This window comes from Pseudomonas sp. WAC2, from assembly GCF_030403525.1.
GTDB classification, from domain to species: domain Bacteria; phylum Pseudomonadota; class Gammaproteobacteria; order Pseudomonadales; family Pseudomonadaceae; genus Chryseomonas; species Chryseomonas luteola.
In genome coordinates this window covers 546,893-569,542 of record NZ_JAUEPD010000001.1, presented here as the reverse complement: position 1 = coordinate 569,542, position 22,650 = coordinate 546,893, and the positions used below count along the sequence as shown (strand labels likewise).

The 22,650-nt window shown below is 58.6% G+C and carries 19 protein-coding genes; 6 read left to right on the top strand and 13 right to left on the bottom strand.

Features of this window, described 5'->3' with window-relative positions:
- Positions 1-98: 98 nt before the first annotated feature.
- The 4 genes from QWJ10_RS02630 to miaB form a co-directional block, all read right to left on the bottom strand.
- The gene (locus QWJ10_RS02630) at positions 99-938 is read right to left on the bottom strand and encodes an HlyC/CorC family transporter (protein ID WP_019364055.1); all 840 of its coding nucleotides are present in this window, start codon (positions 936-938) and stop codon (positions 99-101) included.
- Between the two features lies 1 nt (position 939).
- Entirely contained in the window at positions 940-1,404 is a 465-nt protein-coding gene (ybeY, locus tag QWJ10_RS02625; RefSeq protein ID WP_289924188.1) for an rRNA maturation RNase YbeY, read from the bottom strand.
- Complete coding sequence (locus QWJ10_RS02620; protein WP_197872188.1) at positions 1,394-2,401, bottom strand: PhoH family protein; 1,008 nt, start codon at positions 2,399-2,401, stop codon at positions 1,394-1,396. Before QWJ10_RS02620 ends, ybeY begins: the two co-directional genes overlap by 11 nt.
- 88 nt (positions 2,402-2,489) lie before the next feature.
- A complete protein-coding gene (gene miaB, locus QWJ10_RS02615) occupies positions 2,490-3,863 on the bottom strand; it encodes a tRNA (N6-isopentenyl adenosine(37)-C2)-methylthiotransferase MiaB (protein ID WP_197872189.1) in 1,374 nt (457 codons plus the stop codon).
- Between the two features lie 125 nt (positions 3,864-3,988).
- Between miaB and QWJ10_RS02610 the strand changes: the two genes are divergently transcribed.
- Positions 3,989-4,309, top strand: a complete 321-nt coding sequence (locus QWJ10_RS02610) for a DUF1820 family protein (RefSeq protein WP_010797115.1) — start codon at positions 3,989-3,991, stop codon at positions 4,307-4,309.
- A 48-nt stretch (positions 4,310-4,357) separates the two neighbouring features.
- Here QWJ10_RS02610 and QWJ10_RS02605 read toward each other — a convergent pair whose 3' ends face one another.
- From QWJ10_RS02605 to QWJ10_RS02590, 4 genes are all read right to left on the bottom strand, one after another.
- Positions 4,358-4,900, bottom strand: a complete 543-nt coding sequence (locus tag QWJ10_RS02605; protein ID WP_010797116.1) for a tetratricopeptide repeat protein — start codon at positions 4,898-4,900, stop codon at positions 4,358-4,360.
- Positions 4,901-5,124: 224 nt separating this feature from the next.
- Positions 5,125-6,411: a glutamate-1-semialdehyde 2,1-aminomutase gene (gene hemL / locus QWJ10_RS02600; RefSeq protein WP_150347998.1), complete on the bottom strand. Its 1,287-nt coding sequence runs from the start codon at positions 6,409-6,411 to the stop codon at positions 5,125-5,127.
- 10 nt (positions 6,412-6,421) lie between these two features.
- Positions 6,422-7,057 carry a thiamine phosphate synthase gene (gene thiE / locus QWJ10_RS02595; RefSeq protein ID WP_289924182.1) on the bottom strand — a complete coding sequence of 212 codons (636 nt, stop codon included), beginning with the start codon at positions 7,055-7,057 and terminating at the stop codon, positions 6,422-6,424.
- On the bottom strand, positions 7,054-7,851 hold the full coding sequence (locus QWJ10_RS02590; RefSeq protein ID WP_026003714.1) for a hydroxymethylpyrimidine/phosphomethylpyrimidine kinase: 798 nt from the start codon (positions 7,849-7,851) through the stop codon (positions 7,054-7,056). Before QWJ10_RS02590 ends, thiE begins: the two co-directional genes overlap by 4 nt.
- A 173-nt stretch (positions 7,852-8,024) precedes the next feature.
- On the opposite strand from QWJ10_RS02590, the gene QWJ10_RS02585 reads away from it, so the two are divergent.
- From QWJ10_RS02585 to amn, 4 genes are all read left to right on the top strand, one after another.
- Positions 8,025-10,424, top strand: a complete 2,400-nt coding sequence (locus tag QWJ10_RS02585; protein WP_289924535.1) for a hybrid sensor histidine kinase/response regulator — start codon at positions 8,025-8,027, stop codon at positions 10,422-10,424.
- Between the two features lie 43 nt (positions 10,425-10,467).
- Entirely contained in the window at positions 10,468-12,201 is a 1,734-nt protein-coding gene (locus QWJ10_RS02580) for an ABC transporter transmembrane domain-containing protein (RefSeq protein ID WP_289924177.1), read from the top strand.
- Positions 12,194-13,972: an ABC transporter transmembrane domain-containing protein gene (locus QWJ10_RS02575; protein WP_289924174.1), complete on the top strand. Its 1,779-nt coding sequence runs from the start codon at positions 12,194-12,196 to the stop codon at positions 13,970-13,972. Before QWJ10_RS02580 ends, QWJ10_RS02575 begins: the two co-directional genes overlap by 8 nt.
- Positions 13,973-14,058: 86 nt before the next feature.
- A complete protein-coding gene (amn, locus tag QWJ10_RS02570; protein WP_010797123.1) occupies positions 14,059-15,534 on the top strand; it encodes an AMP nucleosidase in 1,476 nt (491 codons plus the stop codon).
- A gap of 42 nt (positions 15,535-15,576) precedes the next feature.
- Here amn and nhaD read toward each other — a convergent pair whose 3' ends face one another.
- The 3 genes from nhaD to QWJ10_RS02555 all read right to left on the bottom strand — a co-directional run bounded on the left by nhaD (position 15,577) and on the right by QWJ10_RS02555 (position 20,095).
- The gene (gene nhaD / locus QWJ10_RS02565; RefSeq protein WP_289924171.1) at positions 15,577-16,944 is read right to left on the bottom strand and encodes a sodium:proton antiporter NhaD; all 1,368 of its coding nucleotides are present in this window, start codon (positions 16,942-16,944) and stop codon (positions 15,577-15,579) included.
- A gap of 136 nt (positions 16,945-17,080) precedes the next feature.
- Positions 17,081-18,919: an ABC transporter ATP-binding protein gene (locus QWJ10_RS02560; RefSeq protein ID WP_289924534.1), complete on the bottom strand. Its 1,839-nt coding sequence runs from the start codon at positions 18,917-18,919 to the stop codon at positions 17,081-17,083.
- Positions 18,920-19,045: 126 nt separating this feature from the next.
- A complete protein-coding gene (locus tag QWJ10_RS02555; protein ID WP_289924170.1) occupies positions 19,046-20,095 on the bottom strand; it encodes an MBL fold metallo-hydrolase in 1,050 nt (349 codons plus the stop codon).
- A 120-nt stretch (positions 20,096-20,215) separates the two neighbouring features.
- Between QWJ10_RS02555 and QWJ10_RS02550 the strand changes: the two genes are divergently transcribed.
- Positions 20,216-20,827: a pseudouridine synthase gene (locus tag QWJ10_RS02550; protein ID WP_289924168.1), complete on the top strand. Its 612-nt coding sequence runs from the start codon at positions 20,216-20,218 to the stop codon at positions 20,825-20,827.
- Between the two features lie 26 nt (positions 20,828-20,853).
- Here the strand turns inward: QWJ10_RS02550 and QWJ10_RS02545 are convergent, their stop codons facing one another.
- Positions 20,854-21,246 (bottom strand): globin, encoded by a 393-nt coding sequence (locus QWJ10_RS02545; RefSeq protein ID WP_122043408.1) that lies wholly within the window; start codon positions 21,244-21,246, stop codon positions 20,854-20,856.
- A 168-nt stretch (positions 21,247-21,414) separates the two neighbouring features.
- Entirely contained in the window at positions 21,415-22,647 is a 1,233-nt protein-coding gene (locus tag QWJ10_RS02540; RefSeq protein ID WP_289924533.1) for a cytochrome c, read from the bottom strand.
- Positions 22,648-22,650 lie beyond the last annotated feature (3 nt).

The window sequence follows — 22,650 nt, the reverse complement described above, 5'->3', positions numbered from 1 at the left end:
AGCTTAATGGATGCCAGGTGCTGCTAGCTACTAAGAGAGGTATATACGGGGCTATTCAGCGGCTTGCCTGCTCAGGCGAGCAGACAGGCCGCTGCAGTTTATCGCTCGGTGAGCGGAGTCATGCGCAGCAGATGGATGCGACGACCGTCTGCGTTGAGTACACGAAAGCGGAAGTCGTCGATGACCACTTCCTCGTTTCGGCGAGGAAGATGACCGAAGGCGCTCATGACAAGACCGCCCACTGTATCTACATCCTGATCGGGGTACTCTGTGTCGAAGAAATCATTGATGGCCTGGACAGGTGTCAGCGCCTTGACGATGAAGTCCCCGCTGGGAAGCGGTTTGATGAAGCTCTCTTCCTCGACATCGTGCTCGTCTTCAATGTCACCCACGATCTGCTCAAGCACGTCCTCAATGGTGACAAGACCTGCCACACCACCATACTCATCCACCACAATGGCCATATGGTTGTGCGTGGTACGAAACTCACGCAGAAGCACATTGAGCCGCTTGGATTCTGGAACAAAGGTGGCCGGGCGCAGAATAGTCTTGAGATCGAAGGCTTGGTCACCGTGAATGATCAGGGGCAGCAGGTCCTTGGCGAGCAGGACGCCAAGGATATCGTCAGGCGTCTCGCCAATGACTGGATACCGGGAGTGAGCGGCCTCGATAACGGCCGGCAGAAACTCCTGGGGCGTCTGGTGGGCCTTGACGCTAATGATCTGTGAGCGCGGCACCATGATGTCGCGTACTTGCAGGTCGGCAACAGAGATAGCGCCCTCGACAATGGATAAGGCTTCACTGTCGAGCACCTTGTTTTCGTGAGCCTCACGGAGCAGCTCCAGGAGTTCCTGGCGGCTCTTGGGCTCGTGGGCAAAAGCCTGGACAATCCGTTCCAGCCAGGACCTGTGCCCGTTACTCGATCGATCTTCGTTCATGTCAGTTTTGTTCGTCGCCATAGGGGTCGGGATGACCTAGTTCTGCCAGCAATTCTCGTTCCAGGCTTTCCATTTCTTCCGCTTCTTCGTCTTCGATATGGTCATAGCCAAGCAGGTGCAGGCAGCCATGAATAACCATATGAGCCCAATGGGCCTTGAGAAGCTTACCCTGCTCGGCAGCCTCACGCGCGATGACTGGTGCGCAGATGATGACGTCACCCAGCAGCGGAATATCCAGCAGCTCGTCGGGTACATCGGCCGGGAAAGTAAGTACGTTGGTGGCATAGTCCTTGTGCCGGTAGGTGCGATTGAGTTCGCGACCTTCCGGCTCATCCACCAGGCGGATGGTCAGTTCTGAATCAGTGGTGCGCTGGCGGAGGGCGACCTCACACCAGCGACGTAACTCAGGTTCCTCAGGTAGATCGGGCGCTTCGCTGGCGATTTGTACATCAAGCTCAATCGTCATTCGTGTTTTCCCGCGACTGACGTTTGTCAGTCTGCTGTTGTTCGAAGCGATCATAAGCTTCGACAATGCGCTGTACCAGAGGATGACGTACCACGTCCTTTGCCAGGAAGTGCGTAAATCCAATGCCCGGCACGTCTTTCAGGACGTTGATGACATGAGCCAGGCCTGAGCGCGTGCCGCGGGGCAGGTCGACCTGGGTGATATCGCCGGTGATGACGGCTGTAGAGCCGAAGCCGATACGTGTCAGGAACATTTTCATCTGCTCGACGGTAGTGTTCTGGCTCTCGTCAAGAATGATGAAGCTGTTGTTGAGCGTTCGACCCCGCATGTAAGCCAGTGGAGCCACTTCGATGACCTGCCGTTCGATCAGTTTGGCTACGGTCTCAAAGCCAAGCATCTCGTACAGGGCGTCATACAAAGGACGCAGGTACGGGTCGATCTTCTGAGCCAGATCACCCGGTAGGAAGCCGAGCTTCTCGCCCGCTTCAACCGCGGGGCGAACCAGCAGGATACGGCGGATCTGCTCTCGTTCGAGAGCATCGACGGCACAGGCTACGGCGAGGTAGGTCTTGCCGGTGCCCGCCGGGCCAATGCCGAAGTTGATGTCATGGTCGAGAATCGACTTGACGTACCGCTGCTGATTGGCACCGCGAGGACGAATCATGCCTTTGCGGGTGCGCAGCGAGACATTCAGATCGCTCTGAGGCTCGGAAAGCCCCTCAAGGCCAGACTCCTGCAGAAACAGATGAACCATATTAGGCGTCAGGTCATCTTCGGTCTTGGTCTCGCGATACAAACGTCGCAGCAGATTTTCAGCCGACTGGATACGCTCCGGCGTGCCGACCAGTTCGAACTGGTTGCCGCGGTTGCGGATTTCGATATCGAGCCGTTTTTCGATCTGCCGAAGGTTTTCGTCGAGCTGGCCGCAAAGCTTGGCAAAGCGTTGAGCATCAAACGGTTCGAGAGTAAAGCGCCGAGGTTCTTGAGGTGTATTCAAGGAAGGAATAATCGCCCTATAGCTGATGGTGTTTACTTGAAGAGTAATCGGTTGTGCGCACTTCGCAAAGTGCGCACTCTACCAATAGTCAGACAGTGACTATGGCACTGGAAGTTGCATGCGGCTGTGCAATTTCTGCCAGAAGGGTGCCTCGCAGGGAGTGGGGCAGAGCGTCATCAATATGAACCTGGACGAACTGGCCAATCAGCAGGGCATTGCTAGAGCGGAAATTGACGATGCGGTTGTTTTCCGTACGACCCTGGAGCATGCCTGGGTCCTTCTTGGAAAAGTCGCTGACCAGGATGGTCTGGACCGTGCCAACCATGCGACGACTGATCTCGAAGCCCTGCTGGTTGATGCGGGCTTGCAGGATCTGCAGACGCTGTTTCTTGACCTCTTCCGGGGTATCGTCCACCAGATCCGCTGCCGGTGTGCCGGGGCGTGCGCTGTAGACGAAGGAATAGGAGAAGTCGAAGCCGACATCCTCGATCAGCTTCATGGTCTGCTCGAAGTCTTTCTCGGTTTCGCCCGGAAAGCCAACAATGAAGTCAGAGCTGATGCAGATATCAGGAACCGCCGCCTTGAGTTTGCGAATACGTGATTTGTACTCGATGGCCATGTGGTTGCGCTTCATGGCTGCCAGGATTCGGTCAGAACCCGACTGCACCGGCAGATGCACGAATTTGGCCAGTTCCGGGATTTCGGCGTGTGCCTGGATCAGGGCGTCGGAAAACTCCAGCGGATGCGAGGTGGTGTAGCGAATCCGGTCGATACCATCAACGGCCGCCACCACGCGCAGCAGCTCGGCAAAGTCGGCGATCCGGCCATCATGGGTCAGGCCGCGATAGCCATTGACGTTCTGTCCGAGCAGAGTGACTTCGCGAACGCCGTTCTCGGCCAGGTGAATCACTTCGGCCAGGACGTCATCAAAGGGTCGACTGACCTCTTCACCACGGGTATAGGGCACGACGCAGAACGTGCAGTACTTGCTGCAGCCTTCCATGATCGAGACGAATGCGCTGGGACCATCGACACGAGGTTCGGGCAGGCGATCGAATTTCTCGATTTCCGGGAAGGAAATGTCGACCTGTGGTGCGCGAGTAGCACGGGCCGCGTCGATCATTTCAGGCAGGCGATGCAGCGTCTGAGGGCCGAACACCACGTCGACGTAGGGCGCACGATCACGAATCGCGGCGCCTTCCTGGCTGGCCACGCAGCCGCCCACGCCGATCACCAGCTCGGGGTTCTGTAACTTCAGTTCGCGCCAGCGGCCCAGTTGCGAAAAGACCTTTTCCTGAGCCTTTTCACGAATGGAGCAGGTATTGAGCAGGATCACATCGGCTTCGGCCGGATTTGCGGTCAGCTCCAGCGCCTGATGCTCACCGAGGAGGTCGACCATGCGGGACGAGTCATACTCGTTCATCTGGCAGCCGTGAGTTTCGATGAAAAGCTTCTTGGTCATGCGCGCTTCGTCGGGGAAAAAATTGAGGACCGCATATTATAAGGATGAGAGTCCTTGCTTCCTAGCACTGATCGTCTCCTCACTGCTATTATCCGTCCCCGTTTTCATTCCTGTTACCCATCATCATGAGCAAACCAGCGATCTATAAGGTGATTTTTCATAACCAGGGACAGGTTTACGAGATGTATGCCAAGCAGATCTATCAAAGTGATCTGTGGGGCTTTCTCGAAGTCGAGGAATTCGTCTTTGGCGAGCGTACACAAGTCGTCGTAGACCCCAGTGAAGAAAAACTGAAGTCCCAGTTCGAAGGCGTTATCCGCAGCTTCGTTCCCTTGCACTCGGTCATCCGGATCGACGAAGTGGAGCGTCTTGGCCAGGCCAAGATCAGCGAAGCCAAGGGCGGAACGAACGTCATGCCATTTCCGGTACCAATGCCGGAGAAATAATGCCGCAAAACGCAGCCGTCATACCATGCGGCTGCGTCTACCGGTTTGTCAGGGAAGTGGCGCGAAAGGATTTCCGGTGCCTGCCGTCTGCAGATCCTGCAGGTAGTCTCTGAAAATCTGACCCAGCACCTGGGTTGCAATTTCCAGCTCATCCCTTCTCATCTGCTCAGCTACCAGATCCGCGGTGTCCATGGCGTCTTCCGAGCCGTTGATGGCAGCCATCTTGAGTACGATATAGGCCTGCACGGTATTGGCCTGAACACCTTCGCCACGGAAAAACATGGTGCCCAATCGGTACTGCGCATCAGCATGGCCCTTCAGCGAAGCCTGCTCGAACCAGATACGAGCCTGATTCAAATCCTTTGGGGTCTGTTTGCCATCGTAGTAAAAGCTGCCTAGCTCATATTGCGCCTGCGCATCACCGGCGCGGGCAGTCTGCTGGCACTTGGAGAGGGCTTGCGGAAGCTCTTCCGGGGCTGCATTGAGGTTGCAGCGGCTGGTGCTGGGAATGAGCAGGGAATTACCGCCCGCAAAGGCGAGCAGCGGGAACAGGAGCAAGCTGGTAATGATGAAACGGCCGGCGCGGTGCATGGAACGCCTCCAGGATCGAGGCAGGTTTTTCTGGAAACCCGACCGGCGAAACGCGCCGGCTCGCACATTATGAGTGAAGCCGATACCACCTTACAAAAAATTTACGCAGTTACGATGAACTTTTTTTGTAATTGCCTGATATCGGCTGTTTCAAACTGAGAGGCTCATTGCAAACGATGGTTCCGCTCCGTTTGCCTACAAGCGAAACCATCGATAGGCGGTACTCAGTTTTTCAGCGCGGCAAAGGCACGTTCGGCTGCTTTAAAGGTGATGTCGAGTTCCGCTTCGCCATGTGCAATAGAGGTGAAGCCGGCTTCGAATGCGCTGGGTGCGAGATAGACGCCACCGTCCAGCATCAGGTGGAAGAAGCGCTTGAAGCGCTCGACGTCGCTGGCCATAACGTCATCGAAGGTCACGATGTCGTCTGCCGTGCTGAAATAAAGGCCGAACATGCCGCCTGCCTGGGTGGTGACGAACGGAACGCCGGCTGCCTGGGCACGTTCGCGCAACCCGTCCAGCAGGCGGGTTGTCAGAGCGGTCAGCTCGTCGTGGAAGCCGGGACGGCTGATGAGCTTAAGCGTCGTCAGGCCAGCTGCCATGGCGAGTGGGTTACCGGACAGCGTGCCGGCCTGATAGACCGGGCCAAGCGGTGCAATCTTTTCCATGATGGCGCGCTTACCGCCAAAGCACCCGACAGGCATGCCTCCACCCACGATCTTGCCAAAGGTGGTGAGATCCGGTGTGATTTCGTAATGAGCCTGGGCACCACCCAAGGCAACGCGGAAGCCAGTCATGACCTCGTCAAAAATCAGCACCACGCCATGTTCATCGCACAGGGTACGCAAGCCTTGCAGGAAGCCGGGGGCAGGCGGTACGCAGTTCATGTTGCCGGCCACGGGCTCGACAATGATACAGGCGATATCCGCGCCTACTTTCTGCAGGGTTTCCTTGACGGCGTCCAGGTCGTTGTAGGGCAGGGTCAGGGTGTGCTGGGCAAACGCAGCGGGTACGCCAGGAGAGCTGGGAACGCCCAGGGTGAGGGCACCAGAGCCCGCTTTTACCAGAAGACTGTCCGAATGGCCGTGATAGCACCCTTCAAACTTGATGATGGTGTCGCGACCGGTATATCCACGTGCCAGGCGAATGGCGCTCATGGTAGCTTCGGTGCCTGAGCTGACCATGCGCACCATTTCCATGGAGGGCACCAGCTGGCAGATCAGATTGGCCATTTCGGTTTCCATGGCGGTTGGTGCGCCATAGGACAAACCATGTTCAAGCTGGCGGCGCACAGCATCCAGTACGTCGGGATGACTATGCCCCAGAATCATCGGGCCCCAGGAGCCTACATAGTCAACGTAACGCTTGTCGTCTTCGTCGATGACATAGGCGCCTGCGGCATGCTTGAAGAAAAGGGGCGTGCCGCCCACGCTTTTGAAGGCGCGAACCGGGGAGTTGACGCCACCTGGAATATGCTTCTGGGCATCGGCGAACAGTGTTTCGGAGCGTGACATGGCGAATTCTCTACGAAATGGGGTTGAACAGTGCACTGAATGCCCGGGCGCGGCGCTCTACCTCTTCGGCAGAGGGCGCGGAAAACAATGCATGAATGACGGCAATCAGACTGGCTCCACGCTCGATCAGTGAGGGGGCATTGTCGAGGGTAACGCCTCCAATGGCGCACACCGGCACGGTGAAGCGGCGTTGCGCCTCGATCAGCAGTTCAGGCGTGGCCGCCGGTGCGCCGGGTTTTGTGTTTGAGTTGAAGAAGCGACCAAAGGCGATGTAGCTGGCGCCTTCCAGGACAGAGCGTTCCGCCAGGGCCAGCTGGGCATGGCAGGTACCTCCCAGAATTGCCGCCTGACCTAACTGTTGGCGTGCTTCGGCGAGGGATCCATCTTCCTGCCCCAGATGCAGGCCCACACTCAATTGGAGTGCAAGCTCAAGGTCGTCATTGATGATGAGGTCTGCGCCGTGGCGTCTACACAGCTCGGACAGTGCCTGAGCTTCGTCCCGACGGCGGACCTGGTCGCTGGATTTGTCCCGATATTGAATCAAGCGGGCACCGCCCTTCAATGCGGCTTCCACATAGGGGAGAAGCTTGTCGTCGGCCAGGAGCTGGCTGTCAGTAATGGCGTACAGACCACGCAGTGGAGTCATGAGCAGAAGTCCAGTGGCAGGCGACGGGGAATATACTGGCCGCGGCCGGGACGCTCGGCATCACGCAGGGTGCGCCAGGTGTAGTCCAGAGCTGAGCGAACTGCGCTGGGCAGGGCTTCTCCCAGAGCCAGCCGACCGGCCAGTGCGCTGGCCAGCGTGCAGCCCGAACCGTGATAGCTACCGGGAAGACGCTGGCAGATAAAGGTTTCCTGATGCCCGTCACGGGTGTACAGGCGATTGTGCACTTCCTGCTCGTCACCATGACCGCCGGTGATGAGCAAATGCTCGCAGTAGGGGAGAAGTTTGTCGGCACACGCGTCTGCCGTCCCTTCCGGCAGTTCGGCCAGGATGCGGGCCTCGGGGAGGTTAGGCGTGACAATCGTTGCGCGCGGCAACAGCCGCTCGCGGATGGCATAACCCACCTCATCCTTGCCAAGGGCTCCACCACCACCGGCGCGTAGCACCGGGTCGCACACCAGTGGCAACTGTGGATGATCCGCGAGGATATCCAGTACTGTTTCAACCATTTCGATAGAACCAAGCATGCCCAGCTTGACGGCTGCGACAGGAAGATCCGTCAGCACGGCGTTGGCCTGGGCCATCACCCAGGCACGGTCCAGTACACGAAAGTCGGACACGTTGATCGTATCCTGAACGGTCAGCGCGGTGACGGCGGGTGCCGCATGGCAGCCCTGGGCGATCAGGGCTTCGATGTCTGCCTGCAGACCAGCGCCGCCGCTGGGGTCATGACCGGAAAGGCAAAGGACGACGGGACGAGCGTTGTGTGTATTCATGGCAAAAAGCTTATCACTAAACAGGCTGAACAAAGGCTCCGGTCGGCAGTGTAGCTGCTGGGCCGGCCTGTGATAGAGTGCCGCACCTAACTCAATGCTTGAAGGGATGCGTCGCACGAGAGGGCAGTTTGTGCATGATGCTGCCTGCGGGCTTTTCTGGCGAAGCCTTTTATATGCGCAACTGGTTCTTTTTCATTCTGCTCGCATGGCCCTGGTGGGTACAGGCCGTTGAGTTCGATGAGTCGATCGAACGATTGTCCCTCGGACAGTCGCTTGAGGTATTCGAGGATGTTCGTGGCACATCGACTATCGAAGACATCACATCACCGGCATTAAGTGGCAGCTTTATCCGGCATGGCGAAGATGTTTTTGGGGCCGGTTATTCACGCTCGGCCTACTGGATTCGCCTGGACCTTGCGTATCGACCCAAGACCGGCATTGGGCCCAAGAGCTGGCTGCTCGAACTCTCCTACCCACCACTCGACCGCTATGATATCTACGCACCCGATGCGCAGGGTGTGTACCGATTGGCCCAGCGCATGGGGGATACACTGCCGTTCAGCAGCCGTCTGATTCGGCACAGCAGCTATCTGTATCCGCTGTCGTTTGCACCGGGAGAGACGAAGCGGCTGTATCTGCGGGTTGAAAGTCAGGGGTCCGTTCAGGCCCCGCTGGTGCTCTGGACCACCAGGGCGTTTATCGAGGCTGAGCCGGCACGTGTTTATCTGCTAGGTATCATCTACGGTGTTCTGCTGGTGATGATGCTCTACAACCTGCTCATTTTCCTCAGCGTTCGCGATCCCAGTTACCTGTATCACATCTTTTATGTCGGCTCGTTCGGCTGCTATCTGCTGTCGATCAACGGGACCGGCTCCGAGTACCTGTGGCCGGACAGTCCTCGCTGGGCCAACATCGCAACGCCATTCTTTGTCGGCATGGCAGGTATCTTTGGTAGCCAGTTCACCCGACATTTCCTGCAGACCCGCCAGTACAGTCGTCGAATCGACCTCTGCATGAAGGGCCTGATCCTGCTGGCCTGCCTATGCGTCCTGACGTCACTGACCTGTGACTACGCGACCGCGATGCGGTTGGCCACGCTCCTGGCACTGATCTTTATCTTTGTCGTGTTCACGGCCGGTATCCGGGCCTGGTTCGATGGTATGCGTACCGCGCGTTACTTCATCATCGCATGGTCGATTTTCCTGCTTGGCGGGCTGGCCAATATTCTAATGGTAGCCGGTCTGTTGCCTTATAACTTCCTCACGGTCTATGCGAGCCAGATTGGCTCGGCGCTTGAGGTAGCCTTGCTTTCGTTGGCTCTGGCTGACCGGATCAATGCCATGCGCGAGGAACGGGCGCGGATTCTCGAAGAGTCTCGCCGTGCACTGGAGCGGTTGAACGAGGAGCTGGCCAACAGTAATCGCTTGAAGGATGAGTTTCTGGCTACCGTGACCCATGAGTTGCGAACGCCTATGAATGGAGTCATTGGCTCGCTGGAACTGATCCAGACGCAGCCCATGACGGTGGAGCTGGAGCAGTACCACCAGTCCGCCAGCGAGTCCGCGCGAGCAATGATGCGCATGGTGGATGACATCCTGACCCTCACCGAGCTGCGTGCCGGCAAGCAGGTGGCTCGGCGGGTGCCGTTCAGTCTGCATGGACTCTTTGACAGTTTACGCACGCGCTATACCCCGAGTGCCGAGGCCAAGCGTCTGGCATTCCAAGTGGAGATCGACCCGGCATTGCCCGATACCCTGGAAGGTGACGCACCAAAGCTGGCCAGAGCCTTGGGGCATCTGATCGAAAACGCCATTAAGTTCACGCATGAAGGATCGGTAACGGTGCGCGTACAGGCGCATCCGGATGCGCAGGCAGATGCTTATCGCCAGCCGCTGCTGATTGAGGTGGTCGATACGGGTATCGGGTTTACACCGGAGCAGAGCGAGCAGCTCTATCAGCGCTTCCATCAGCTCGATGGTTCTCTGACGCGCCGTTATGGCGGATTGGGAATTGGCCTGGCCCTGTGTCGCAAGCTGATCCATCTCCTGGGGGGAACGCTCAGCCATTCCTCGCAGGTGGGTACTGGAAGTCGCTTTCGCATGGCTATTACCTTGCCGCTACCGGGGCGTGTGGCGCTGCCGGCACCTGCGCGCCGCGCCTGTGTGCTGACGACACGGCAGCCCGGCAATTGCACGGTTCTAATCGTGGAGAGCAATGCTCATGACGAGATGATCCTGCGTGGCATGCTGCTCCGGCTGGGCTATCAGGTGCGGACTGCCGATTCCGGCTCTCAGGCACTTGAACTCCTGGATCAGGTAACGGTGGATGCCGTCCTGCTCGATTGCCAGATGCCGGTCATGGATGGGTTTGCCATCTGTCGGGCCATTCGGGCATTGCCCGATTGCGAGGAGCTGCCGGTGCTGGCGTTGTCATCCCATCCACACCACGGTGATCGGGAACGTTGCCTGGCGGCCGGGATGAGCGATTACCTGGCTAAGCCGGTCAGGCTGGGTGAACTGCAAACTCTTCTACAGGATTGGCTGCTCTGTCAGGCTCCGGTTCAGACGTCATAGAGGGCTATACTGGGCAGCTACTTATGTTCAGGTATTTCTTTACATGGCGCTTTGGACGTTACTGCGCGATTTTCTCTTTCGCCATCGACTGGCCTATTGCGGGGCAATCACCTGCCTGTTGGGCGTAGGCCTCTTGAATCTGACGCTGCCCTGGTGGGTAGGCAAAACCATTGATGCACTACGGGCCGGTGAGCTTGGGCAAACGGAGCTGCTAGGGCGTGTCGCCCTGCTGGCGGTGGTTGGTCTTGGGCTCTATGTGCTTCGTTATCACTGGCGGGTACGGTTGTTCGGAACCGCGTACAAGGTAGGCGTGGAGCTGCGCGATGCGTTTTACGCCAAGCTTACCCGACTGGATCCCGGCTTTTTTCAGGCGAGTCGTACGGGCGATCTACTGGCACGGGCTACCCAGGATATCGATGCAGTAGAGATGGCTGCCGGTGAGGGCGTGCTGTCCAGTTTTGACGGGGCCATGACCCTGGTGCTTGTACTGGCAGTCATGCTGGTCGGTATCGATGCGCCGTTGGCGCTCATGGCCCTGCTGCCGTTTCCGTTCATGGCCTGGGGGTTCTACCATGTGGCGAAGCGGGTTCAGCAACGCTTCGGGCAGACCTTGCAGCGCTTCTCAGACCTCAATGATCGCACTCAGGAGGCTTTGAGCGGGCTGCGTATGCTGCGACAGAACGCGCTGATCGAAGCGGAGCTGGATGATTTTGACGAGCGCGCCCGTGCGGCGGCTAAGGCTGATTACGCGGTTCAGCGAACCGAAGCCAAGTACGAGCCCATCATCTTCGTAGCGCTAAGCTGCGCCACGCTGCTGACATTGATCGTGGGCACCGGACGCTACATGCAGGGCGCCATTACGCTAGGACAGCTGACCAGCTTCAGCCTTTACCTTGTACAGCTGATCTGGCCAATGTTTGCCATTGGCTGGTGCCTCAATATCCTCCAGCGCGGAGAGGCGGGAGGGCGTCGCCTGCGGGAGTTTTTTGCCTCCGTAGAAAGCATCCGAGACGAGGGGGCACTGACGCCCGAGCCCGGATCGACGTTGAGCGTGCATATTCCTTCCTTTGTCTATCCTCAAGGCCAGACGCCTGCGTTGCAGGATATTCACTTCGAGCTTCCGGCAGGAAGTACGCTAGGCATTGTGGGCGCCACAGGCAGCGGGAAGAGCACCTTGCTGCGGCTGCTGCTCCGTCAGTACCCTTTGACGGACGGCGAGATTCGCCTGGGCAATCATCCTCTTGAGGCGTACTCACTGGAAGCGTTACGGGCTCAGTTTGCATACGTTCCCCAGGATCCTTTCCTGTTTGCCCGCAGTCTGGCTGAAAACGTTGCACTTGGACGACCTGAGGCTACCCCCGAGCAGATCCGGGGCGCTCTGACCGACGCGGCCTTTGCCACAGACCTCAATCAGCTCCCCGAAGGGCTTGAAACGCCGGTGGGTGAGCGCGGTGTGACATTGTCTGGAGGCCAGCGACAGCGAGTAGCCCTGGCGCGTGCACTGTTATCCGATGCGCCTATCCTGCTGCTGGATGACACGCTGTCGGCCGTTGATACCGCGACCGAAACACGTCTGCTCGAGACGCTGGCTCGCCTGGGCAATCGGACGCGCATCATTGTGAGCCACCGTCTGTCTGCCGTACGGGAGGCTGATCAGTTGATTGTGTTGGAGGAGGGCCGTATCGCCGAGCGAGGCTCGCATGAACAGTTGCTGGCGCAGGGTGGTGTCTACGCCCGACTCTGGCAGCTGCAACAGGCAGGAGGCGAACATGCCTAAGCATCGTGTTATCAAATTGCTGCTGGGGCCGGTGCTGGCCAATCCGCGCCGGCTGATGGCGGCTGTGGCTATCCTGATTGGGGCAACTGTCATGGACGTGATGGGCCCCTGGTTGACCAAGCATTATCTGGATACCTACCTGGTGCCTGGCGATCTGCGGGCTGAGCCCCTGATCGTGCTGTTCCTGATCTATGTAGTAACCCAGGCGCTCGCCGCACTCGGGCGTTACCTGCAAAGCCTGCGGTTTGCTGGCATCGCCATGGATACGGTACTGCTGTTGCGTCGGCGGCTGTTCCGCCATGTTCTGCACTTGCCGCAGAGCTTTCATGACCGTACGGCAACCGGGGAGCTGGTCGCGCGGGTAACCAATGACACAGATGCCCTGCGTGAACTCTATGTCGCGTTTTTGGGCACCATTGTCGGCAATATTGTGCTACTGATCGGCATTCTGGTGGCCATGGCACTGATGAATGTCCATCTCATGATGATCGCCATGCTGCTTATCCCGGCGGCCGCTTTTATCGTCTGGCTATATCAGCGCTTGAGCGGGCCGGCTGCCATGCGGGTGAGGGCGTTGCGCTCCGAGCAGAGCGCGCGTCTCAATGAGGCGATTGGCGGAATGGCTATTATCCAGGCCTTCAACCAGACCGCGCCGTTCCGCAAGCACTTCCATGATCTCAACCAGCAACAGTACGAGGCACGAATCAGTACGGTACGTTTCTCGGGCCTGCTCTTGCGTTCGGCGCTCGATCTGGTGAGCGTGATTGTGCTGGCGGTATTGCTCCTGACCTATGGTCTGAATCACCTGGGTGGAGGAGCCGAGATCGGGGTGATGTACGCCTTTGTGACTTACCTGGGGCGAGTGACGGAGCCACTGATGGAAATCACTCAGCGGTTCAATCTCTATCAGCAGGCGAGCGTTGCCGGTACGCGACTGCTTAATCTGCTCGATCAGGCCCAGGCACTACAGGGTACCGATAGCCGGCCGGTGGACAAGGCCTGCTTTGAGCTCAAACAGGTTCGCTTCCGCCATGAAGGTGCGGATCACGACACGTTGAGCGATATCAATCTGGAGATTGCCCCTGGCACGTTCCTGGCGATCGTCGGGCCGACCGGCAGCGGGAAGTCGACCCTGCTTGACCTTCTGGCCGGCTTGCAGCCGGTAACGGGTGGCCAGCTCCTACTGGATGGCCGTGAGCTGTCAAATCTGACGCCTGAGGCATTGGGAGCCGCCATTGCTACCGTACCGCAGGAGCCATTCATCCGCTCCAGCACCCTGCGCGATAACCTGCTGCTGGGCAGTGAGGCAGAGCCGTGGCGTCTTCAGGAGGCGCTTGATGATGCTCACCTGTCTCCCCTGATTGCACGGTTGCCCGAGGGGCTGGAAACCCGGCTGGGTGAACGTGGCTTTACGCTTTCCACGGGTGAGCGGCAATTGCTGGCGCTGGCGCGAGCCCTGCTGCGCCAGCCCAAGGTGTTGCTGCTGGATGAGGCGACGGCCAGTATCGACAGTGAAACCGAAACGCTCTTGCAGGAAGCGCTGCATGACTTGCGCGGTAAGGTGACGATGATTGTAGTGGCGCACCGGCTGTCGACGATCCGTGATGCTGATCGCATCATTGTGCTTCGGCAAGGACGGCTGGTAGAGGAGGGGAATCACACGCAGCTGCTGGCCAATCCAGAAGGGCATTATCATCACCTGTGGAATCAGCGCCGGGATTCTGAGCAATTGTCAGATAACCGTGATCCAACTCAGCTACTCTCTGACTAAATGCTGGCAAAGGGGCTGTCTGGCCTGCTGATGAGTCGACGCAGGAGCCAGAGTGCCTCGTTCATTCTTGAGTAAGGAAATCGTGCATGCCTCAGACGTTCGAAGATGGTTTTGTTGCAGCCCATTCGGCTAGCGAGGCGGTGGATCGGCTGGCTGCGCTGCATCAGCAGGCAACCCAGGCCTTGAGCAGTGCGCTCAAGCGCTACCTCAAGGATCGTATCGAGCCGACCGAAGCCGAGCGACAGCTGTTCCGGTATCCCGAGATCCGTCTGTGCTACCGCTCCTCCCAGGCGGTGCCGACTACCACGCGGGCCTATGCCAAGGTGCAGCTTCCGGGTACTTACCGGGCCACCGTTACGCACCCGGCTGCCTTTCGCAAATACCTGCTTGAACAGCTCGAACCGCTCATGGCGGAATACGACATTCTGGTCGAGGTGGGGCCGAGCGAGCAGGACATCCCCTATCCCTATGTGGTGGAGCAGGGAGATGAACTGGCCGGGTCGGGCGTGACGGCCGCCGAGCTGGCGCGCGTCTTTCCCAGTACCGACCTGTCCGCCGCCCATGACGATATCGCCGATGGCCTGTATGACTGGGCTCAGGAGACCATTCTTCCCCTATCGCTGTTCGATGCCGCCCGGACGGACTTTTCCCTGCGTCGTATCGTGCACTATACCGGCAGTGACTGGCGCCATGTGCAGCCCTGGATTCTCCTGACCAATTACCACCGCTATGTCGATCAATTCATTCGTCATGGCCTACAGCAGCTGCGGGACGATCCCCGGTTCGTGCGTATGGTGCTGCCGGGTAATGTCACTATCGAGCGCGGCCTGGATGATGGCGAGGCCCAGTCCATCATTGGCGGTATCGCCTGGCATCGCTTTCAGATGCCGGCCTATCACCTGATCGCCGCGGATGGTCATGGCGTTACCCTCGTAAACATCGGGGTGGGGCCATCCAATGCCAAGAATATTACGGATCATCTGGCCGTTTTACGCCCGCACTGCTGGCTGATGATTGGCCACTGCGGCGGACTGCGACAGTCACAGAACATTGGCGATTACGTACTTGCGCATGCCTACATGCGTCGTGACGGCATCCTGGACCGTGTGCTGCCGCCTCACATACCAATTCCGGCCCTGGCCGAGGTGCAGGTGGCCCTGGCCGAAGCGGCAGCTCAGGTGACGGGCGACCGTGGCGAGGCGCTCAAGCGCCGGCTGCGAACCGGCACAGTGCTGACCTATGACGACCGTAACTGGGAGCTGAGATGGGCGCAGGAGCGGCCTGTCATCAATCTGGCCCGCGCCATTGCGGTGGATATGGAGAGCGGCACCATTGCGGCTCAAGGGTATCGACTGCGCGTCCCGTACGGCACCTTGCTGTGTGTGTCAGACAAACCCCTGCACAGCGAGATCAAGCTGCCGGGCTCGGCCAATGCGTTCTACGAGCGAGCCGTCAGTCAGCACCTGGCAATCGGTATCGCGGCATTGGACCTGCTCCGGGCGCAACTGGACTCGCTGCACTCGCGCAAGCTGCGCAGCTTTGACGAACCGCCTTTCCGTTGATACCTGAAAACAAAAAGGCCAGCGTAAAGCTGGCCTTTTTTCTTATGCGCCTAGACTGGCCAGGCCGATGTAAGTGGCGGCACCGCCCAGGTAACCCAATAGCGCCAGCAGGCTGATGCGTTTCAGGTACCACATGAAGTCGATCTTCTCCATGCCCATTGCTGCTACGCCAGCAGCTGAACCGATGATCAGACAGCTGCCGCCTGTACCGGCGCAATAGGCCAGCATTTCCCAGAATCGTCCATCGGCCAGGAAATGGGTGAGCCAGCCGGCGTCAGCTGAGCTGGCCGCCGTCAGCGCTTCAGGGGAGACCAGCGGATACATTTTCATGGCGCCTGCTACGAGCGGTACATTATCGACCACCGATGACAGGAGACCGATTGCGATATTGATGGCATACACATCGCCTAAGCCGTCTTTCAGCCAGGTGGCGACCTGCACCAGGTGGCCCGCCGTCGCCAGGCTGGAGACTGCCAGCAGAATGCCCAGGAAAAACAACACGCTTGGCATATCGATCCGGCGCAGTACGCCAATCACGGACAGCGGGTGCTTGTCTTCATCGTTCTTGCCGCGATGGATGATTTCAGTCACGACCCACAGAACGCCAAGGCCCAACAGGACACCCATGTAGGGCGGCAGATGTGTCACGGTCTTGAAAATCGGCACAAAGAGCAGGGCGCCAATGCCTAGAGCAAAGACAAGGTTGCGCTCAAACGGAGTGGTTGGATTTGCACTGAGCTCGTGTTCATCCACAGCAGGTCGCTCACTTTCACCTTTTAGCTTAAAGCTGAGCAGTATCAATGGGATCAGAACACATACCAGACTAGGAATGAATAGACCCATGACAATACCAGTGGCAGAAATCTGGTTTCCGATCCATAGCATGGTGGTTGTTACGTCTCCAATTGGCGACCAGGCGCCACCGGCATTCGCAGCGATGACTACAATCCCGGCGTAAAACCAGCGCTCCTTGGCATCGGCAATAAGTTTACGCAGCAGGGAAATCATGACGATGGTAGTCGTCAGGTTGTCTAGCGCGGCAGACAGGAAGAACGTGATCAGGCCGACCAGCCATAGCAAACTGACGCGCTTGTTGGTACGAATACGGTCGGTGATGACCGTGAAGCCTTCGTGGGCATCGATTAGTTCGACGATGGTCATGGCGCCCATCAGGAAAAACAGGATCTCCGAGACCTCGCCCAGGTGGTGGCGCAGCTCCTCGACCACGAAATGGGTGTTGTCGCTGCCGGGTTGCAGGTGCGGCAGGATTTGATCTGCGCCCAGCACCAGCAGTGTCCAGCTGACAACGGCTGTCAGCAGCGCCGAGGCGGCTTTATCGATTTTTAGGGTGTGCTCGCAGGCGATACAGAGGTATCCGAGCACGAAGGTTAAGGCCATGAAGAGATACATGTTCGGCTTTCCAAGGCTAGGAAGTGAGGTCGAAACCGTCTTCAGTTTTTATGGGAAGGGCGCCGAGGATGCCTTATATGTTTCAAAAAATGAAGGAAAAGCACAAAAAGGGTCGACTGTCGCGTTGTCAGAAGGCCTACCGATACCCCTGGGCCTGCAGCTGGAACAGATGAGCGTATCGGCCACCCTGGGCGACCAACGCGTCGTGGCGTCCCTGTTCGATGATACGGCCATGCTCCAGGACCACAATTTGATCAGCCGAGCGAACCGTAGAGAATCGGTGAGAGATCAGGATCGTCATCTTGCCTTGGGCATGCTGACGAAACTGCTCGAAGACCTCTGCCTCGGCGGCGGCATCCATGGCAGCTGTGGGTTCGTCGAGCACGAGAATGTCGGCCTGGGTACGCATGTAGGAGCGAGACAGTGCGATTTTTTGCCATTGTCCGCCTGAAAGTTCCTGCCCGCCTTTGAACCAGCGACCCAGTTGTGTCTGATAGCCTTGGTCGAGCCGTTCGATGAAGTCGCTGGAGCGTCCACGTTCGGCTGCTTCCTGCCAGCGCTGCTCGTCGTCAAAGGCCTCGACATCGCCCACGCCCAGGTTTTCGCCGGCGCTGAACTGATAGCGAATGAAGTCCTGAAAAATCACACCGATACGTTGCCGCAAGGCTTCTGTGCTCCACTCCTGAAGGTCGCTGCCGTCCAGCAGGATACGGCCCTCGCTAGGTGTGTAGAGCCGGGTGAGCAGTTTGATCAGTGTGGTCTTGCCTGAGCCGTTCTCGCCCACCAGCGCCAGGCTTTCGCCAGGCCGCAGGTGCAGCGTGATCCCCTCGAGAGCGGCCCGGGAGGCGCCTGGGTAATGAAAGCTGACCTGCTCGAAGCGGATACCATCGCCTGGGGTCTTGCCTTGTTTCAAACTGCCATGCTCAGCAGCCACAGGCTGTTCGAGGTATTCATACAGGTTGGAAAGATAAAGATTGTCTTCATACATGCCGCTGATGGCGGTCAGGCTGCTGCTCACTGCCGCCTGGCCCTGTCGGAACAGCAGCAGATACATGGTCATTTCGCCCAGGCTGATGCGCCCCTGTACGGTGTCTACCACGATCCAGACATATGCGGCATAAAATGCCAGTGTTCCGAGCAGACCGAGCAGAAAGCCCCAGGTATCCCGGCGGATCGTCAGGGCCCGGTCTTCGGCATAGAGCTGAGTGAAGATATCGCGGTAGCGCTGGAGCAGGCGTGGCGCAAGACCAAAAAGTTTGACCTCCTTGATGTGGTCCTCCCTCGCCAGGACCGCTTCAAGATAACCCTGCATGCGTGCTTCAGGGGAGCGCCGCCGAAACAGGCGAAAGGCATCACCCGAAAACTTGGCTTCGGCAAAAAAGACAGGCAATGCCCCGACCACCAGGATAAGCAGCGCCCAGGGTGAAAAATGAATCAGCAGGATGGCAAAGCTGATCAGTGAAAGACCGTTCTGCATCAGGCTGAACAGCTTGTTGACCAGGGAGAGCGGGCGGATCGAGGCCTCGCGGCGGGCGCGGGTGAGCTTGTCGTAGAATTCCGAGTCCTCAAATTGGACCAGTGACAGTTGCTGGGCCTTTTCCAGGATCATCAGGTTGACCTTTTGCCCCAGCAGGACGCGCAGCAAGGACTGCTGGACGGAGAGGCCCCGCTGCGCCGCTGCGATCAGGGCGACCACGCCGGCTTCCATGGCCAACAGCCAGAGCACGGGCGACAGCAGGGCGTTCCCCTGTGTCTGATACAACTGCATGGCCGCTACGACCGAATCCACGATCTGCTTGCCGAGCCAGGCGGCCAGCGCTGGCAACACACCTGCTACCACGGTAGCCAGGGCAAGTCCCAGGGTCAGGGCAGGAGAGGTCGACCACACGAGGCCCAATGCCCGTGAGCTGTACTGAAAAAGGCTGAGCGCCCGGTGTCGCCAAGGCTGGCGCGGCGCAGGGGGTATGGCTGTCATGGGGTATTGGAGTGCATTCCTGGCGGGGAAATCCGTCAGGAATGCTGCCATGATTATGCTTGGATCTGCCAGCCAATCGTAAGAAGCTCATTTAGCCCTGCTTACGGAAATACTCTTCGTGACCCATTAGCTGTCTGTCCTGATAGCAGGCACTGCCCAGCTCTCGCCAGGCAGCGGTGCGCGGAAGGCCTCTTCCGGCAGTCCTTGGGCTTCGCGCTCCTTGGCGAGGTCCTGGGGAGGCGCAAACTGGGCTTCGTCACTGAGCGAGAAGGTACCGAAGTGAATGCCCATGCTGGTGCTGGAATGAAGAATCTTGTGTGCGGCTACTGCCTCCTGTGGATTCATGTGGCTCGACATCATGAACCAGCGTGGCTCATAAGCCCCGATGGACAACGCCGAGAAGCGCATGGGACCGAAACGGTCGTGAATCCGTTGGAAGTGCCCGCCCCATGCGGTATCGCCGGGGAAGTAGACAGGACCGCTGGCGGACTCAAGTACAAAGCCGCCCCATAAGGTACGGTTGGTATCGAAGCGGGTGCGGGCCGACCAGTGCTGTGAAGGCACGATATGCAAGGTTACCTGCTGGTTCAGGGGCTGACTCTGCCACCAGTCCATCTCCGTTACAGTGCCAAAGCCGGCCTCCTTGCGGATGAGTTCGGCGTTTCCCAGCAGCGTGACGACGGGCGTGAGCGGGTTGATCTCGGCGAGACGGCGAAGTGTCGCCAAGTCCATATGATCGTAATGGCTGTGGCTGACAAAGATCAGGTCAAGGGGCGGGAGTTTTTCCAGGGCCACGCCCGGGTCGTGGTAGCGCTTGGGTCCTATGAAGCTGAAGGGGCTAACCCGCTCGGACCAGACCGGGTCGGTCAGGATATTCAAGCCATGGTACTGAATGAGCAGGGTGGCATGGTTGATATAGGTGACACGCAGGTCATCGCCTGTCACGCGCTCGGGCAGCTCCTCCTGGCGCGGCGGAAGCGCCTGCCAGACCCACTCGGGACGCTCGCGGGTCAGCTGCCATTTGATCAGAGTCCAGAAACTCTTTTTGGTAAAGGGCTCCTGGTTGTAAAACTGCTGCCCATCGAAGTGATCCGAAGGCGGGCCTTTGTATTCCGGGCCGCCACAGCCTGCAAGAGCGAGAAGGTTGACCAGCCAGAGGGAGCGAAAGATTCTCATGAAGGACTCACATTGCCGGTAAGTGAAAATCGAGTGCCGGTTTTTCGGTACACTCGCGGGTATCTTTTATCGTTGCACCGCGTTTTTAACGTGCCCGTGCCTCAAGTGCCAGTCTTCATCATGCCTCGTTCCTACCGCTTCCCTCAAACCCCGCGTCCTCGTCGTGTTGCCAAGGCCCCGCCGGCCGAGCCGCGGCTGATCTTGTTGAACAAGCCATTCGATGTGCTGACCCAGTTTTCCGATGGGGACGGGCGGGCTACGCTCAAAGACTTCGTTCCGATTCCAGGCATTTATCCGGCTGGGCGGTTGGACCGGGACAGCGAAGGGCTACTCCTGCTGACCAATGACGGGCGCTTGCAGTCGCGCATTGCTGACCCCAGGCACAAGCTTCCCAAAACCTACTGGGTTCAAGTGGAAGGCACCCCTACAGAAGAACAGATACAAACGCTGCGAACAGGGGTCGAGCTGAATGACGGACCGACGCTTCCCGCAGAGGTGCGCCTGTTGGAGGAGCCGGAACTGTGGGAGAGAAACCCTCCCGTGCGCTTTCGCAAGAGTGTTCCCACAGCCTGGCTGGAGCTTGTGATTCGTGAAGGCCGCAATCGGCAGGTACGTCGCATGACGGCAGCCGTCGGCCTGCCTACATTGCGCCTGGTGCGAGTACGCATCGGCCCTTGGGCGTTGGAGGGTATGGCGCCGGGTGAATGGCGCGAGGTGCCGGCGCGGCTGTAGCCGCGCCAGCGGATCAGCTGTAGCGATCAGTAATGTGACGTGATAACCGAGATGCCTTCGTTCAACACGTCCCGCCAGGCTTTGAGCGTCTCGTCCGTGCACTGCGGGTCGTGGCTTGAAATGGTGGCAAGCAAGGTATCGACCCAGATGCCGTAGAGTTCCGGACGAATATCCATCTGATGGCGGCAATGGGTTTCGCCCAGCGCGCGCAACTTGGTATCCGGCATTCCGCGCGCCACCATGACCAGGTTCATGATGCCCTGTCGCAAGAGCTGCTTTTGGGCCTGCATGTTGGTATTGACGAACTTCTCGCGGATCAGCGGCGAGCTGGCAAGAAAGCGGGTATAGAAGTCATCGAAAAAGTCAGCGCTGGCGCAGCAGCGGCCGTAGCTCTGCATCACCTGGTCGGCGGGTTTCATGGCAAGTCCTTGCGAGTGTTTCGTCCACGTTTGTGGGTACAGCGGATGGGGAGCGAAGTGTAAACGGGTGGCAAGCCTATCAGGTTAAGACAATAGTCTTAAAGGCCTTTTGATATGGAGGGTTATTGGCCGTGCCCCTGTATGAGGCACGGCCGGTAGGTGAATGGCTTATTCGGGGTGACGACGCTTCTCGATCTCTTCAGCCGTCATCTCGCCCTGGGCATGGCCGAAATGCTCCAAGACAAAATTGGTGACCGCCGCCAGCTCCTGGTTGGAGTATCCGCGGGCAAAGCCCGGCATGAAGTGATCGCCGTGGGGATTCTCCAGCTTGTCTCCTCCCAGCAAGACCTGCACCAGATTGGTTGCCTCTGGATCGTTCACCGTGCGCAGGCCACTGAGCGCGGCAAAGGTGCTCTGCCGGCCCGAACCATCCCACAGGTGACAGCTGACGCAGGCGTCGGCAAACACCTTCTGGCCCAGCGGGTTGTTCCCTTTGGCCGGTGTGTCAGATGACAGTGCCTTGGGCTCCGGTCGCATCAATCCATACGGCTGACTGGGGACCGATTTCAAGTACACCACCATGGCGCGGATATCCTCAGGCGTCAGGAAGCGCAGGCTGTGATTGACGGCTTCGGCCATGGGGCCAGCCGCAACGCCATACCCTTCGGCATGGCCTGTAGACAGGTAAGAAGCCAGGGCCTCGTCCGGCCAGGCACCGATGCCGGTCTTCTGGTCACCGCTAATGTTGTAGGCCTTCCAGCCCTGGATCACCGCGCCACCCAGGTTTCGCGAGCTGTCACGCGCTTGGAAGATATTACGGGGGGTATGACATTCGCCACAGTGCCCCGCACCTTCCACCAGATACGCACCGCGGTTCCATTCAGCCGACTGGCTCGGGTCCGGCTCGAAGCGCTCGTTCGGGTTGAACATCATGTTCCAGAACATCATTCCCCAGCGTTGATTGAAGGGGAAGCTGATGTCGTTTTCCTTGTTCGGCTGTCTGATGGGCTCCAGGCTGAACAGATACGCCTTGATTGCCAGAATATCTTCCCGCGACATCAGTGTGTAAGACGTATAGGGAAAGGCCGGATAGTAATGCTTGCCGTCCTTGCCGACGCCTTTTTGCATGGCGCTGACAAAGTCGTCATCACTCCAGGTGCCGATCCCGGTTTCCTTGTCCGGCGTGATGTTGGGGGAATACAGCATACCGAACGGCAGCTTGAAACCACGACCGCCAGCGAACGGTTTACCGCCGTTCTCGTCAAGGTGACAGGCTACGCAGTCAGCTGCACGGGCCAGGTATTCGCCGCGCTGGACCATGGCCTCGTCAGCAGCCTGGGCAGACAGCGTTGTGAGGGCCAGCACCACAGGCGCCACGCTGCTCAACACCGTACGCGTCATGGT